Here is a 16,151-nt window from a genome sequence, read left to right as displayed (position 1 = left end):
CAAAAATATATTAAGCAATTTTTTTAATTACAGCTTCAATAGAATATTCTCCATCGCTGTGTAAGTTAGGATCAGTGATTGTATTTCCTTCTTTGCACTCTTTTATATAAACAATTTCATAATCAGAAATAGTTCTTTTAATTAAGGGTAATAATCCGATTGTATCGGGAAGTTCTTCCTCATCAATCATAAAAAAGTGAAAGTGGTTAGGATTAAATCGGGATGGTAATTTTTTCTTCTTCTCATATAAATCGCGATGAGGAATATACAAGATTAGAAAACCATTTCTTTTTAAAATGCGCCACCAATTTTTCAGAGCAATCCCCGGATCAATCAAATGTTCTAATGTATGCGAGGAATAAACGAAATCGTATTTATTATTCTCAACTCCTGACAGATATTGTGCATCGCCATGCTCAAAATCCCAAACATCAACATCCTGTACAATTGGATCTCCACCGTAACCTATATCAATGCCTTTCCCTTTGCAAAACAAATCAAAGAATTTTTCTTTTTCTCTTCTGCCTTTAGCTTTAGATGTTTCTGCGGGATTGAAAGGACGCCCGCCATTTAAATATTTCTTTTTCAGATATGAATGATAAATATCTCTGCCAATATTCCATATTGGTGTTGGAGTAATTTTATAAAGTAATTCAACCATCATAATTTTTAATATTGTTTAACGTACAATTAAAATATATGGTATTACATACAACAACTCAAACCAAAACAATTTCTAAAATTAACCGCTTCCATTCCAAAACATTTATTTTAAATTCTGTTATGATAATCCAATATTTTTTTTCTAATTTTACAACCAAAATTATAGACATACATTGTTAAATTATTCTCTTCTAATACAACAATATTTTGCAAATCTTAAAAATTATTTCATCAACGGAGATTATTATGAGTGAGTTATTTATTGGAATTACATCGATTACCTGGCAGCAAATAGTTATGATGCTTATCGGAAGTTTGTTAATCTACCTGGCAATTTCTAAGGAATATGAACCTGCGCTGCTTCTACCAATTGGATTTGGAGCAATACTTGCAAATATACCTTTCTCCGCCGCAATAGATCAGATGAACGGAGGAGAAAAAGTTGAAGGAATTCTAAATATATTTTTCAGAGCTGGAATTTTAACTGAAATATTTCCGCTTTTAATTTTTGTTGCAGTTGGGGCAATGATAGATTTTTCTCCATTACTTAAAAAACCTTATTTGCTTTTATTCGGCGCTGCAGCACAATTTGGCATTTTCTTTACAATGATGGCTGCAACACTTTTCGGTTTCAGTTTAAAACAAGCTGCTTCAATAGGAATAATTGGTGCGGCTGATGGACCAACTTCTATTTATGTTGCAACTCGTTTTGCAAAAGATTTACTTGGACCAATTTCTGTTGCCGCTTATTCTTACATGGCTCTGGTTCCAATAATCCAACCACCAGTGATAAGAGCTTTAACTTCTAAAAAGGAACGATTAATTAAAATGGAAAGTCACGCAAAAAGTGTTTCCAAAACTGTGCTGATTATTTTTCCTATTATTGTTACCATATTTTCTGGAATTATAGCACCTTCTTCCGCTGCATTGATTGGCTTTTTAATGTTTGGAAATCTTATCCGTGAGTGCGGAGTGCTGAACAAACTTTCTTTATCTGCACAAAATGAATTGGCAAGTCTTGTTACTATTCTGCTCGGAATTACTATTGCAGCAACAATGACTGCGGATAAATTTCTTCAACCGCAGACTTTGATAATTATTTCTTTAGGTTTGGTCGCATTTATTTTTGATACCGCAGGTGGAGTTTTGTTTGCAAAATTCTTAAATCTTTTCCTTAAGAAGAAATTAAACCCGATGATTGGCGCAGCCGGTATTTCTGCATTCCCGATGTCTGCAAGAGTTATTCATAATATGGGACAGGAAGAAGACCCGTTTAACTATTTGCTTATGCACGCAGTAAGCGCAAATGTTGCGGGACAAATAGGCTCCGTTATTGCCGGCGGATTGATTTTAGCTTTGGTGGTTTAGGGAAGATAAACGTCAAACGGCAAACGTCAGATGAAAGAAGAAAAGAGGGATTTGGGTCTTAATGTTTGGGATTTGGAAAATGTAAAGGATAGTCGATGAATAATAAAATTATAAATTAGGAGATAAAATGTTTACTCAGGAAGTTATAAATACATTTTGGAATGCGCTGATAATTACAGGAAAAGGAATGACTGGAATTTTTATCTTTATGGGAATATTTTATTTAACAATTAAACTGCTGGATAAATTGTTTCCACAAGAGATTGAAAAAACAAAAGAATAGTAAGAAAAACAAGTCTGCTTTGTTAAATGATGTTTCTTTGTTGATGAGGGAAAGAAAAGTTAGTTGAAGATTGTTTTAAATAACTGTTCCGGCAGTGTTGCATTTTAACAGAACACGTCATTATATGGCTAAAATTAATTTGAAAATATGAAATTGGAAGACTATATTTGGTCTAAAAAAGGACTGCGTTATGAGAATGAGTGAAGCGGTAAAATCAATTAGTTACTTAAAGGCTAATGCCGCTAATATGATTGAGGAAATCAATAAGAACCAAAAAACCTTTGTTATTACTCAAAATGGTGAAGCAAAAGTAATCGTTCAAGACATAAAAGTTTATGAAAAAACTCAAGAGACTTTGGCAATGTTAAAATTATTAGCAATGACTCGTGATAAAAGTAAAGGAGCTAAAGGAATTAAAGACACATTTACTGAACTACGGAATGAATTGAAATCTAATCAATAAGTATGAAATATAAAGTTATTATTGATCCCCAAGCAAAACTAGATCTTAAAGAGATATTAAACTACGTTGCTATAAACGATAGTTTTCAATCTGCTAATAAACTTTTAAATGCTTTGGAAGAAACTTGTTTCAAACTAGAAAAATTTCCTGAGCGGGGGCATATTCCACCTGAATTGAGACCTACTGGAATTAAAAAATATTTAGAAATCCATTATAAACCTTACCGAATAATCTACGAAATCGAAAAAGATTTAATATACATTCATTGTGTAATTGATGGCAGAAGAAATATCCAGGAAATCTTAAGTAATAGATTTTTAAGATAGAAACGCCACATAATACTTAACTCAAAACTAACTGCTTCAGGCTGGTGGAATATTTGCAGTTTGTCCTTTATGTTATCGGCGTATTCTTCGTTTTTCATTGGCTCTTTGAATTGATAAATTAGAATACTCTTAGAAAACAAACACATTTAAGTTTATAAATACGCAGCCGATTTTGTTTATTAGATTAAATAGGTTTTTAACATTACCATTTAAAAGAAGGAACTTTCGTTTTTATAGTCAACACCGTTATAAATATCTAACAAGGAATTATATGAGATTAATCGTTTTAGTTATCCTAATTAGTTTTTGTTCTTCATCATTCAGCCAAAACAAGGAAGTCTGTTTTACATTTGATGATTTACCAGTCGCTACAATAAGTTTCAAAAGTATCCCTTTTCAAAAAATGGTACTGAATAAATTATTGCTTGCATTAAATAAGCATAAAATTCCAGCTATAGGATTTGTTAACGAAAAAAAACTTTATAGTAATAACCAACTGGATACCCAAAAAGTTAATTTGGTAAAGCTATGGCTGAATGCTGGAATGGATATAGGCAATCATTCTTTTTCACACTTCGATTATCATAAAACTTCCAGTAAAAAATACTTTGATGATATAATAAAAGGTGAAATTATAACAAAAAAGTTAATGGCGGAATTTGGCAGATCACCAAAATATTTCAGACATCCATTTTTACATGTTGGCGAAACCAAAGAAAGAGCTGATTCTTTACATACATGTCTTAAAAATTCAGGTTATGAAGAAGCTCCTGTAACAATAGATAATTCCGATTGGATTTTCTCACTTGCATATGATAGCGCAATGGTAAAAAAAGATACACTTCTTATGAAGAAAATTGGGGTTACTTACATCAATTACATGGAAATGAAATTAAAGTACTTTGAGAATCAAGCTCTAAAATTATTTGGACGTAATATTAAACAGATCTTGTTATTGCATTCGAATGGTATTAATGCGGATTATCTTGATGACCTTGCAGCAATGTACATCAAGAATAACTACGAATTTATTCAATTAAAAAATGCCTTAAGTGATGAAGCATATTTAACAAACATAACCGTATATCGTAATTGAGGAATATCATGGCTAGATCGCTGGGCTTTATCTAAAGGTAAGAAAGGAGAATTTTTTAAAGATGAACCAACAACACCTGAGTACATTATGAAATTAGCAAAAGTTGATCAGGAATAACTATTCTTGATTAATATGTCAGACATAAATCATAACCAGTTGTTCAGCATAAAATTAAATTATTACTGAAGAAGAAATAAAATTCAATTACGTAAGCTAAGCTCATTTTAAAAACATTAAACTAATTTTTGTATTTTAACAACGGTAAGTTACTCTTTAAGGTAATTTACTTTAGAAAGCATTTTTAATACTACAAGCATCATTCATAAAACTGTTATTGCTGTTTTTGTCTTTGGTTTTTTCAACATGTATGTACCTGAAAAATTTTGTAAAAAATAGATCGATTTTTTAGAAAAAAATTAGTCCGTTATTTCAAATCATTTAAGGAGGATACCATGAAGGCACTAATACCAATTTCAATTGGATTGTTTTTTTATTTAATCTTCTTTACCTGCTCCACATTGTTATTTGCAGAGGAAGCTGATCTGATTCTTTTTAATGGAAAAGTAATTACTGTTGATAGTCAAGATCAAATCTTCCAGGCTGTTGCAATTAAGGATGGTAAAATTCTAAGTGTGGGGAGCGATCTGGAAATCTTACAATTGGCAGGAGCAAGGTGTGCACTGATAGACTTGAAAGGTAAAACTGTAACACCAGGCTTGATCGATTCTCATTATCACCTGATGTATTATGGACAGCAATTTTGGGACGGTTATCTTAACATCCGCCATCCGGAAGTTGCTTCTAAGGCTGATCTTCTGAAAGTTGTTGGCGATAGAGCAAAACTTTTAAATCCTGGTGAATGGATTTCCGGGAATCAAGGATTTCATTTACTTGCTGATGAAACACTTGACCGATGGGATTTAGATAAAGTGGCGCCTAATAATCCTATTTATATTCGGCATGGAAGTGGTCAATATTGTGTGGTCAATTCGAAAGCGTTAGACATAGCCGGTATAGATAGAAACACACCCAATCCTCATAGCAGTCTAATTGCTCACGATAGTCTTGGCGAACCAACAGGTGTATTATCACATTACCCGGCTGAAAATTTAGTGGCAAAGTTTGCTACCGGTTATGGTGATCGGACCGAAGAACAAAAAATAGAAGATATTGATCGTGGACAGGAACTTTGTTTTCAAGCTGGTTATACATCTGTTCAGGATGTAATCGTAGGTAGTTACTCAGATATCCAGCTCTATAAAAAATATGCTGAAAGCGGAAAACTTAAAGTGCGGCTGTATGCTTTACTGTACATCAATACAGAGGAACAAGCAAATTATGCTGCACATAATTATCTGCCGTTCAGCACCGGGCGTTTTTCGTTTAGTGGTTGGAAACTTGCTATGGATGGCGGTTTTGCTGCCAAAACTACTTTAATGTATGATAAAAGTTTGTATGCTTCAGGTTTATCTTATCCCTACTTTGCCCAGGATGAGTTTAACCGCATCGTACAAACTTTGCATAACACCGGTCTCCAGGTTGCAGTTCATGTTTCGGGTGATGAAGGAATTGATATGACACTAACAGCTTTCGAGGAAGCCATAAAAACAAATCCCCGTCCAGATCCTCGCCATCGGATTGAACATGGAATATTTCCCTCAACAGACGTGTTGGCGAGGATGAAAAATTCAAATATTATTCTCTCTACTCAACCCCAATGGATGGCTTGGCATGGAGACGGTTATGCCCAAGCAACGAATGAAGCAACAATGAAACTGATGCTCCCTTTAAAAACCATGCTCAATGAAAGCATTCCCATTGCTTTCGGATGTGATGTGCCTGCTTCAATCTACCAGGAACCCAAATGGGCTTTCTATGGTGCAGTAACCCGTCGTTCACAATCAGGCACAATAATAGACCCCGAACAAAAACTTACGGTACAGGAAGCATTACGCATACACACGATGGGATCGGCATATGCCGGTTTTGCAGAGGCAACAACCGGATCTCTGGAACCAGGAAAATTTGCAGATCTTGTTATCTGGTCCCGTGATTTGTACACCGTAAGTCCATCAGAAATGATCAATCTGGCTGCAGAGATGACAATTGTTAACGGAGAAATTGTTTTTGATGATGGGAAAAATCCAGTAACCGCTATTGGTATAGAAAACAACCAACGGAATAAGCCGGAGCGTTTTCAACTTTTACAGAATTTTCCTAATCCGTTTAATCCGTCAACCAAAATCAGTTATTATCTTCCTGAAACATCGATAATTTCAATTTCGATATTTGATATGTTGGGAAGAGAAGTAGTAAAGCTTGTCAATGAGGAAAAGAAAAATGCTGGAACATATGAATTAATTTTTGATGCTTCTCAAATTCCAAGCGGAACATATTTTTATCAATTAAAAACAGAAAAAGTATTAGCAACCAATAAAATGCAGTTGATAAAATAAAAGTACATTTAAGCTTTACCGGATAATGGATGCCTGATATGAAATACAAGTTTACGTCTATCAGGCATCCAAAGTTCAATATTTAAAAATCAATTCTCTACATCAATTACAGTTTCTTCTTTTGGCTTTGGAGGGCGTTCGTACATTATTGTCATCTCTTTATAAATCTTGATTAGATCTTTTGGTATCTGATCCCAGGTAAACCTCCAGGTCCAATTACCACCAAGAGTTCCGGGGAAATTCATTCTCGCTTCGGTTCCTAAATTCAACATATCCTGCATTGGAATAACAACAATATTAGCAACCGATGCATAAGCAGAACTAATCAACACCTGACAAATTTCTTCACCATAGTAATTCAAATATTTTTGGGCAAAGGAATACATGTCCGTTCCATCGTGTTTTGCTTTTTCAAAAAAAGCGCGGGTAGTGTCATTATCGTGTGAACCGGTATGAACAACGCAATTTTTAATATGATTATGCGGCAGGAATTTACTTTCCATTCCAGTTCCAAATGCAAACTGAAGAATTTTAATTCCCGGGAAATTAAACTTATCTCTCAACTTCTCAACAGATTTTGTTATTACACCCAAATCTTCGGCGATGATAGGAACCTCACCAAGGTATTTTACAATTGTACTGAAAAACTTTTCGCCGGGCGCTTTTACCCATCTTCCTGTAATAGCAGTTGGTGCATCACCAGGAATTTCCCAATATGCATCAAATCCTCTGAAATGATCAATTCGAATTATATCCATTACATCTAAAAGTTTGGTAATTCTTTTTCGCCACCATTGGAAATCATCCTTTTCCATTTCATTCCACTTGTAAAGCGGATTTCCCCAAAGTTGCCCAGTTGCACTAAAATAATCCGGCGGTACACCAGCAACAAATTGGAGTTTACCTTTATCATCAACTGTGAATAAATTTTTATTTGCCCATAAGTCAGCACTGTCATAAGCAATAAAGATCGGCAGATCACCAATGATTTTAATTCCCTTATTGTTGGCAAATTCTTTTACTGCTTTCCACTGCTTAAAGAAATTGAATTGAACGAATTTTTGAAAATTTACTTCATCAGATAATTTTTCTTTCCATTCATTTACAGCATTTCCCTTTCTAAAAGCAATTTCCTTAGCCCACTTAGTCCAAACAACTCCACCGTGGTAACTTTTTGCAGCCATAAACAATGCGTAATCTTCCAGCCAATCTTCGTTAGCTTCGCAAAATATCTTGAACTCATTCTTCAACTTTTTTTCACTTTTCTTAAAGTTTAGATAGGCTTTATTCAGCAATGAATATTTGTAATCAATCACTTTACCAAAATCAATTTCTACTGGATTGAATTCAGGAATAACTTGCAAATCATCCTCTTTAAGCAGATTTTCTTTTAGTAAAACCTGAGGACTAATCAACAATGGATTACCGGCAAATGCAGAAAAGCATTGATAAGGCGAATCCCCATATCCGGTTGGACCTAATGGAAATACCTGCCACAATTTTTGTCCTGTTGCAACTAAGAAATTAACAAAATTAAAAGCTTCCTCGCCAAGGTCACCTATTCCAAACTTTCCAGGTAAAGAAGTAGGATGAAGTAGTATTCCTGCAGAACGCTCTATCATTATTCACTCCATTTTTTTTGTGTAAATATATGGAATAAGAAAGAGTCATTCAAAATCTAATTTGAAAGAATTCTTAGACAGAATGGAAAATTTTCTGGAAAGTTCCCGAGTTTTCTTTTTAAAAAAAATATTTCGAGAATATCCACAAAAATATTTTTTAAATAAATTTTTTGTTTCAAAAAAATATTTTATCTTAAGCCTAAACAAAATGAAAGATTCCCATCAAAAAAAATCTTATGACACAAAATTTTCTTTTACAAATATATTTTTCATTTGCTATTGTTATTTCAAAAAAAAATGTTATAATAATTTATTCTTAGAAGACGAACAACTACTTGCTGATTTTCGATTCAGCATTCATATAGATAAAGTTTGAGGAGATTTTAATGAAAATAGATCGAGTATTTACTAAAGCAGGAGAAGATCCATTATCCACAATTGAGTTTTCCATCCGTATTTCTGAAATAAAAAATCCAGATGGCTCAATAGTTTTTAAGATGGAAGATGTTAAAGTTCCTACTTCCTGGTCGCAAGTTGCAACAGACATAATTGCTCAAAAATATTTTCGCAAAGCTGGTATTCCCAAACTGCTGATTAAGCTTAATGAAGATGGTATACCGGACTGGCTTCAATCTTCTAAGGCAGATGAAGAAATGTTAAAGCAGCTTCCGGAAAAAGATAGATTTACAAGCGAAACTGATGCGCGACAAGTATTTACCAGGCTTGCTGGATGCTGGACTTATTGGGGCTGGAAAGCCGGTTACTTTGATTCTGAAGATGATGCTCATACTTTTATGGATGAAACCATATTTATGCTCGCTAACCAAATGGCAGCACCAAACAGCCCACAATGGTTTAACACCGGTTTGCATTGGGCTTACGGAATTTCCGGACCATCTCAAGGTCATTATTATGTGGATTATCAAACTGGAAAACTTACGGCTTCTACAGACGCTTATACTCATCCTCAGCCACATGCATGTTTCATTCAATCAGTTAAAGATGATCTTGTAAATGAAAATGGCATTATGGATTTATGGATTCGCGAAGCAAGATTATTTAAGTACGGTTCAGGAACAGGTACAAATTTCTCAAACATTCGTGGTGTGAACGAACCTTTAAGCGGTGGTGGTAAATCTTCCGGATTAATGTCATTCTTAAAAATCGGTGATCGTTCTGCCGGTGCAATCAAATCTGGTGGCACTACTCGTCGTGCAGCTAAAATGGTTACTCTGGATATGGATCATCCGGACATTGAAGAATTTATTAATTGGAAATCTATTGAAGAACAAAAAGTAGCTTCACTTGTTACCGGTTCAAAAATTTGCAATTATCATTTAAATAGAATAATCCAGTCCTGCTACGAAGAGCACCCGGAAAATGATAGATTCAATAAAAAGTTAAATCAAAAATTAAAGCAAGCTGTTCTTGATGCTCGGAAAGCGATGGTTCCGGATAATTATATTGAAAGAGTAATTCATTTAGCAAAACTTGGATTCACTTCCATTGAATTTCCGGTATACGATACAGATTGGAACTCAGATTCATATGTAACTGTGTCTGGTCAGAACTCCAACAATTCCATTCGCGTAACCAACCAATTTATGCGCGCAGTTATTACCGATAATGACTGGAATTTATATTGGAGAGTTGAAAAGAAGAGTGCCGAAAAAGAAAATAGAGAACCTAAACCTTGTAAAACCTTACTTGCAAGAGATCTTTGGGATGATATTGCATATGCAGCCTGGTCGTGTGCGGATCCTGGTTTACAATTTCATACAACCATTAACGAATGGCACACCTGTATTGCTGATGGAGAAATTCGTGCTTCCAATCCTTGCAGTGAATATATGTTTATGGATGACACAGCTTGCAATCTTGCATCGCTTAATCTTGTAAAATTTTATGATGTAGATTCATATAAATTCGATATAGCATCATACCGCCACGCTACCAGGATTTGGACAATAATACTTGAGATTAGTGTTTTGATGGCTCAATTCCCCAGCAAAGAAATTGCACAAAAAAGTTATGAGTACAGAACACTCGGACTTGGATATGCAAATCTTGGTTCTCTTTTAATGTTACAGGGAATTCCATACGACAGTGATTCTGCCATTGCAATTTGTGGTGCACTCTCTGCAATAATTAATATGACTGCTTATGCTACTTCAGCGGAGATGGCAAAAGAATTAGGTTCCTTTTCTTCATATGAAAGAAATAAAGTATCAATGCTTCGGGTAATTCGTAACCATCGCAGAGCAGCGTATAACGTTCCTAAAGATGAATACGAAGGGCTTTCAATTTTTCCGGTAGGTATTAATCCTAAAGATTGCCCATCTGATTTGTTGGAAGCGGCGCATGAGGATGCGGATAAAGCTTTGGACTTAGGAACAAGTTATGGTTTTAGAAATGCCCAGGTAACAGTAATTGCTCCAACTGGAACAATAGGATTGGTAATGGATTGCGATACTACCGGTATTGAGCCGGACTTTGCACTGGTTAAATTTAAAAAACTTGCTGGCGGTGGATATTTTAAAATTATTAATCAATCCATACCTCCAGCTCTAAAAAGATTGGGATACAATCAAGAACAGATAAATGAAATAATTAAGTATGGCAAAGGCGCCGGCAGTTTAAAAAATTGCCCTAACATTAATTATGAATCACTTAAAGCGAAAGGTTTTACTGATGACGTTCTTGAAAAAATTGAAGCAATTCTTCCATCAGTATTTGAAATTAGTTTTGCATTTAACAAATTTATTATTGGCGAAGAATTTTGCATTAAGAAATTAGACTTTACAAAAGAGCAATTGAATGCCTGGGATTTTGATATGCTTTCTTTGCTCGGATTTTCTAAACAGGAAATTGCAACAGCGAATGATTACGTATGCGGTGCAATGACAATTGAAGGTGCTCCCTTCTTAAAGCATGAGCATTACCCTGTCTTCGACTGTGCGAACAAATGCGGTAAGAGAGGAACAAGGTTCATTAAAGCTAATGCACATATAAAGATGATGGGGGCGGCTCAACCATTTATTTCCGGAGCAATTTCTAAAACTATCAACTTACCAAATCATGCTTCAATTGATGACATTAAAAATGCTTATATGGAATCCTGGAAACTTGGATTGAAGGCAAATGCGTTGTACAGAGATGGCTCCAAACTTTCTCAACCGCTTAATACAATTGCAGTTGAAGAATATGAAAGCATAATTGAAGATAAAGCTTCCAACGATATTGTTAAGATTGCTGAAAGAATTATTCATCGTTACATTGCAAAGAGAAGAAGATTACCGGATAGAAGAACCGGCTACACACAAAAAGCTAAAATCAACGGGCAATCAGTTTATATCAGAACGGGTGAATATGACAACGGACAGCTTGGTGAAATATTCATAGACATGCATCGTGAAGGAGCAGCATTCAGAAGTTTGCTTAACTGTTTTGCCATTTCTATTTCACTTGGATTGCAACACGGCGTACCGCTTGAAGAATTTATTGATGCATTTGTATTCACTAGGTTTGAACCAAGCGGAATTGTAAATGGAAACGAAAAAATTAAAATGGCAACTTCGGTAATCGATTATATTTTTCGCGAACTTGCCGTAACGTATTTAAGCAGAAATGATCTTGCCCACGTGCCTTCAGATGGAATGAATAACAAAACAACACGCGATACAATAAGCGGAATATCGAATGACGAATACGTGAGCGAAGAAGTTATTAGTGAAAAAATGATCGAACTGGATAGAACGGATGCAAAAACTTTCAAGTCAAAAACTGAATTGAAAATAAAACCATTAGCCAAAGTATACAATCCCGAAGGAGAAAAAATTAAGCAGGCGCGGGAAAAAGGTTACACGGGAGATGTTTGTTCGGAGTGCGGAAGCATAACAATGGTTAGGAATGGAACGTGTTTAAAATGTATGACTTGCGGTTCAACTTCAGGCTGCAGCTAAACTTAATTTAACTGTTAATCGAAAGGGGCTTTAAGCCCCTTTTCATTTATTAATTATTTCTCCAAACTCTTATACATTTCATCAATTAAGCTGCCATATCTTTCTTCAATTACTTTTCTTTTCAATTTCAGAGTTGGAGTTATTTCTCCTGTTTCCAATGTAAATGGTTTATCTAACAGAACAAATTTCCTAACTCTCTCAAAATTAGCAAGCTGCTTCTGAAATTGTTCCAGATCTTTTTGAATTAAATCATAAATTTCTTTCTTGTCAGATAAATCTTCAATACTGGAATAAGGAATATTATTCGAATCAGCATATTCTTTAATTGCCTCAAAATCTGGAACGATAAGCGCACTTAAAAACATTCTTCTATCGCCGATCAGAACAAACTGATCAATATATTTACTGCCAAGAAAAAGATTTTCAATTGGAGTTGGAGCAATGTATTTTCCAGTTGATGTTTTGAAGAGATGCTTCTTTCTATCGGTAATCATCAGGAATCCTTCGGCATCAAACACACCAATATCTCCGGTGTACAACCAACCATCTTTTAAAACAGCATCCGTTTCTTTTTTATTTTTGTAATATCCCTGCATAATATTTGGACCGCGGGCAAGTATTTCTCCATCAGACGCAATTTTTACTTCAACACCTGGAAAAATTTTTCCAACAGTTCCATATTTGTAATCATCAACTCTGTTTGCAGCAATTACAGGGGATGATTCAGTTAACCCATAACCTTCAATAATTGTAATGCCAACTGCTTCAAAAAATTCACCCAATTCTCTTGGTAATGCGGCACCACCGGAAACAAAAAATCTTAGTTTTCCACCAGTCTTTTCGCGTAATTTTTTAAAAACTAAAGTGTCTGCACCTTTATGCTTTATAGATAACGCTAAAGAAACTTTATCTGCTTTTTTAGCCTGAGCATATTCTCTACCAATCTTAATAGCCCAATTAAATATTTTTTGTTTTTTCTCCGGCTGACTATCAACATTCTTTTTTATTTTACTGTAAATTCTTTCGAACAACCTTGGAACAGTTGTAATAATAGTTGGTTTCGCTTCTATCATATTTTGCGCAACTGCTTCAATGCTTTCTGCATACGCGATACCTGCCCCGGCAGAAAAAGCTGAATAATATCCAGCCATTCGCTCAAATATATGGCATAATGGTAGGAATGAAAGGAAAAGATCATCCTTAGAAAAAGGAATTGCTTCTGTTGCAGCTAATACATTGGAAACAATATTCTTATGAGTTAGCATTACTCCTTTTGGTTCGCCGGTAGTTCCTGAAGTATAAATAATGGTACATAGATCATCTTCCTTTGCAAGTTTCAAATTTTCTTTAAAGAGGAACGGTTTATTTTTTCTGAATTCTTTTCCTCTTTCCTGAACTTCCTTAAAAGTGTACAAGTTAGGTTCGCCGGAAAGCATATCTTTTTCATTTAGAATTATAATGAACTTTAGATACTTACAATTCTTTTTGATCTTTAAAATTTTATTTAACTGAAATTTATTCGAGGCAATGATACCAATTGATTCCGAATTATTTAATATAAATTCAACTGTATCAGATGTTAAGGATGGATAAAGCGGTACATCAACGGCACCCAATCCGATGATTGCCATATCTGAGTACACCCATTCCGGACGGTTTTCTGAAATGATTGCAATTTTATCATCACGTTTTATCCCAAGCGTTGATAATCCAAGAGCAAATATTTCTGTTTCCTCTCCAAATTGTGCGTAACTAATTCCTTTCCATTCATTACCGGATTTATATTTCATTAATGGATGTTCAGCAACTTTACTATACTCTTCGCTAAGTATAACAAACAATTCGGGAATTGTTTTAAATGGTCTAATTACAGGCATTTTTTCTCCAAATATTGTGTGGAAAATACTTGACTAATTATAAAAATGAAAGAATACAAAATGTGTTTACTTGAAACTCTTAAAAAGTTAATTCTGATGTGCAAATATAGAAACAAATGTGATTAATTGGCTAACAATATAGCATTCAATATAATTTAAAATAATGGGATGAATCTTTGGGCGGATTAAACAATTAAAGTAATTGGAGAAATAACAGGCAGGTATTATTCCCTGCCTGATTTTTAATTGATATTCTAATACAATTTATTCAGCTTGGAAGAAATAGAATCTGAACTTGTTCATATTTATTCATCGTCTTCCACATATTCATAGGTTGGTGAAATATTTTGATTAATGCTGAAAAAATTATTCGGATCATATTTAATTTTTATTTCAACAAGTTTATTATAATTAGAACCGTAAGCATTATGAACCCGATCCTGCTCTTCCTGTGTAAGGAAGTTTACATATACACCACCTGTGGCATAAGGAGTAACAGCCTGGTAAAGTCCCCGTGCCCAGGCAATGCATGCTTCATCTTTAGCTGAATCTTCCCATCTTCCATGTACATTCATAATATATTGTGCATCACGGTGAGTATAAGCGGTCGCATCAATTGGAATTTTACTTACTTTACCACCAAGCTGTGCCATAGCAATCTCAGTTTGTGGGTCCGGTATTTTACGCGCGTATTCAATCAGTGTATCAATAAGTCCATCACTTAATTCCAGAAAGTCATGAGACTTCCAGTAATTACGCATTCCAGGTGTTAGCAAAGGATCAAGCACTGTCTGCCAATTTTTATATTGCATCGGTCCAATTATATCTGCCAGAGGTCTACCGTATGACCTTAGAGGTTTGGCAATTCGTTCCCCTTGTTCAACTTTTCCGGAATAACAAACTGCAAGTGCAAGAATTTCTTTTCCATGCCATTCTGGTGCAAGAAAAGGTAAAGGAGGCGCTTTTCTTAATACAAACCAACAAACAAAATCATCAGGAGTAGATTTAATAAAATCGCGATAAAATCGGAGTGTATCCCTTGCAGCATTAATTGGATGAATAATTAATCCAGCAAGTACTTCTGGTCCAACATTGTGTAATTGGAATTCAAAAGAAGTTACAATTCCAAAATTTCCACCCCCACCCCTGATAGCCCAAAACAAATCTGAATTTTCAGATTTGCTGGCTTTAATTAATTTACCTGAAACAGTAACGACTTCAACTGAAATTAGATTATCGATTGATAACCCATACTTTCTGCTCAACCATCCAAAACCACCACCAAGAGTAAGCCCCGCAACACCAGTAGTTGAATTAATTCCTAACGGAGTTGCAAAACCGAATAATTGAGCTTCATGATCAAAATCTCCTAAAGTTGCTCCAGCTTCAACCCGAGCTGTTTTGGATGACGCATCAATCCTTACGGATTTCATTAATGAAAGATCAATTACAAGACCTCCATCGCAAATTGCATTTCCAGCAATATTATGCCCGCCTCCTCTAACTGCCACTATTAAATTATTATTCCTTGCAAAATTTACTGAATGAATTATATCAGATACACCCGAGCTTCTTACAATCAGAGAGGGATATTTGTCAATCATTGCATTCCAAATTTTTCGGGTAGAATTGTAACTATCATCCCCGGGTCTGATTAATTGCCCGCGCAATGCTGATTTAAATTCTTCAATTTTTGCTTCATCTAAAATAGAACCACTTTTTGTTTGTACTTTCCTGTTATTCATATATGCATTCCTTTCATGTTAGTTGATACATATATATTTATCACTTTTCAATTTATAGTCAAGGGCAATTTTTGTGGGACTATAGAGGAGTTAAAAGTATTTTATAAACATGAAACATTTAATATTTAATTGCACCAAAATCCAATTCAATTATTAACTCACCTTACGCAAAGAGAAAGAAAGGTATTAAATTTCTGGTGACAAAAATCAGAGGTATGCGATGAAAAAAGAACTCTTAGAACTGTACACAGATTATTTAATGAGTTCATTTTCTTATACGACAGCCACGG

General features: G+C 34.7%; 11 protein-coding genes. 7 read left to right on the top strand and 4 right to left on the bottom strand.

All coding sequences use genetic code 11. The features are described from left to right. Positions 1 to 10: 10 nt before the first annotated feature. Positions 11 to 664, bottom strand: a complete 654-nt coding sequence (locus tag NTX22_14860; protein MCX6151802.1) for a class I SAM-dependent methyltransferase — start codon at positions 662 to 664, stop codon at positions 11 to 13. A gap of 245 nt (positions 665 to 909) precedes the next feature. Here NTX22_14860 and NTX22_14855 point away from each other — a divergent pair, with 245 nt between their 5' ends. The 6 genes from NTX22_14855 (at position 910) to NTX22_14830 (ending at position 6,655) form a co-directional block, all read left to right on the top strand. Then, complete coding sequence (locus NTX22_14855) at positions 910 to 2,031, top strand: sodium ion-translocating decarboxylase subunit beta (protein MCX6151801.1); 1,122 nt, start codon at positions 910 to 912, stop codon at positions 2,029 to 2,031. 127 nt (positions 2,032 to 2,158) lie between these two features. After that, a complete protein-coding gene (locus NTX22_14850) occupies positions 2,159 to 2,314 on the top strand; it encodes an OadG-related small transporter subunit (protein ID MCX6151800.1) in 156 nt (51 codons plus the stop codon). A gap of 190 nt (positions 2,315 to 2,504) precedes the next feature. Beyond that, entirely contained in the window at positions 2,505 to 2,777 is a 273-nt protein-coding gene (locus tag NTX22_14845) for a type II toxin-antitoxin system Phd/YefM family antitoxin (protein ID MCX6151799.1), read from the top strand. Between the two features lie 2 nt (positions 2,778 to 2,779). Next, positions 2,780 to 3,103, top strand: a complete 324-nt coding sequence (locus tag NTX22_14840) for a type II toxin-antitoxin system RelE/ParE family toxin (GenBank protein MCX6151798.1) — start codon at positions 2,780 to 2,782, stop codon at positions 3,101 to 3,103. A gap of 271 nt (positions 3,104 to 3,374) precedes the next feature. After that, entirely contained in the window at positions 3,375 to 4,199 is an 825-nt protein-coding gene (locus tag NTX22_14835; protein MCX6151797.1) for a polysaccharide deacetylase family protein, read from the top strand. 452 nt (positions 4,200 to 4,651) lie between these two features. Then, positions 4,652 to 6,655 (top strand): amidohydrolase family protein, encoded by a 2,004-nt coding sequence (locus NTX22_14830; protein MCX6151796.1) that lies wholly within the window; start codon positions 4,652 to 4,654, stop codon positions 6,653 to 6,655. A gap of 89 nt (positions 6,656 to 6,744) precedes the next feature. On the opposite strand, the gene malQ is transcribed toward NTX22_14830, so the two are convergent. After that, a complete protein-coding gene (gene malQ, locus NTX22_14825) occupies positions 6,745 to 8,277 on the bottom strand; it encodes a 4-alpha-glucanotransferase (protein MCX6151795.1) in 1,533 nt (510 codons plus the stop codon). Between the two features lie 386 nt (positions 8,278 to 8,663). Between malQ and NTX22_14820 the strand changes: the two genes are divergently transcribed. Then, complete coding sequence (locus tag NTX22_14820; protein ID MCX6151794.1) at positions 8,664 to 12,239, top strand: vitamin B12-dependent ribonucleotide reductase; 3,576 nt, start codon at positions 8,664 to 8,666, stop codon at positions 12,237 to 12,239. A 53-nt stretch (positions 12,240 to 12,292) separates the two neighbouring features. On the opposite strand, the gene NTX22_14815 is transcribed toward NTX22_14820, so the two are convergent. Further along, complete coding sequence (locus tag NTX22_14815; GenBank protein ID MCX6151793.1) at positions 12,293 to 14,116, bottom strand: long-chain fatty acid--CoA ligase; 1,824 nt, start codon at positions 14,114 to 14,116, stop codon at positions 12,293 to 12,295. Positions 14,117 to 14,421: 305 nt separating this feature from the next. Then, complete coding sequence (locus NTX22_14810) at positions 14,422 to 15,861, bottom strand: FAD-binding oxidoreductase (protein ID MCX6151792.1); 1,440 nt, start codon at positions 15,859 to 15,861, stop codon at positions 14,422 to 14,424. Positions 15,862 to 16,151: the final 290 nt, after the last annotated feature.

This window comes from Ignavibacteriales bacterium, from assembly GCA_026390815.1.
In the GTDB taxonomy this organism is placed as follows: Bacteria; Bacteroidota; Ignavibacteria; order Ignavibacteriales; family SURF-24; genus JAPLFH01.
The sequence above is the reverse complement of the archived record's forward strand: the minus strand, read 5'-3'. Positions and strand labels throughout refer to the sequence as shown.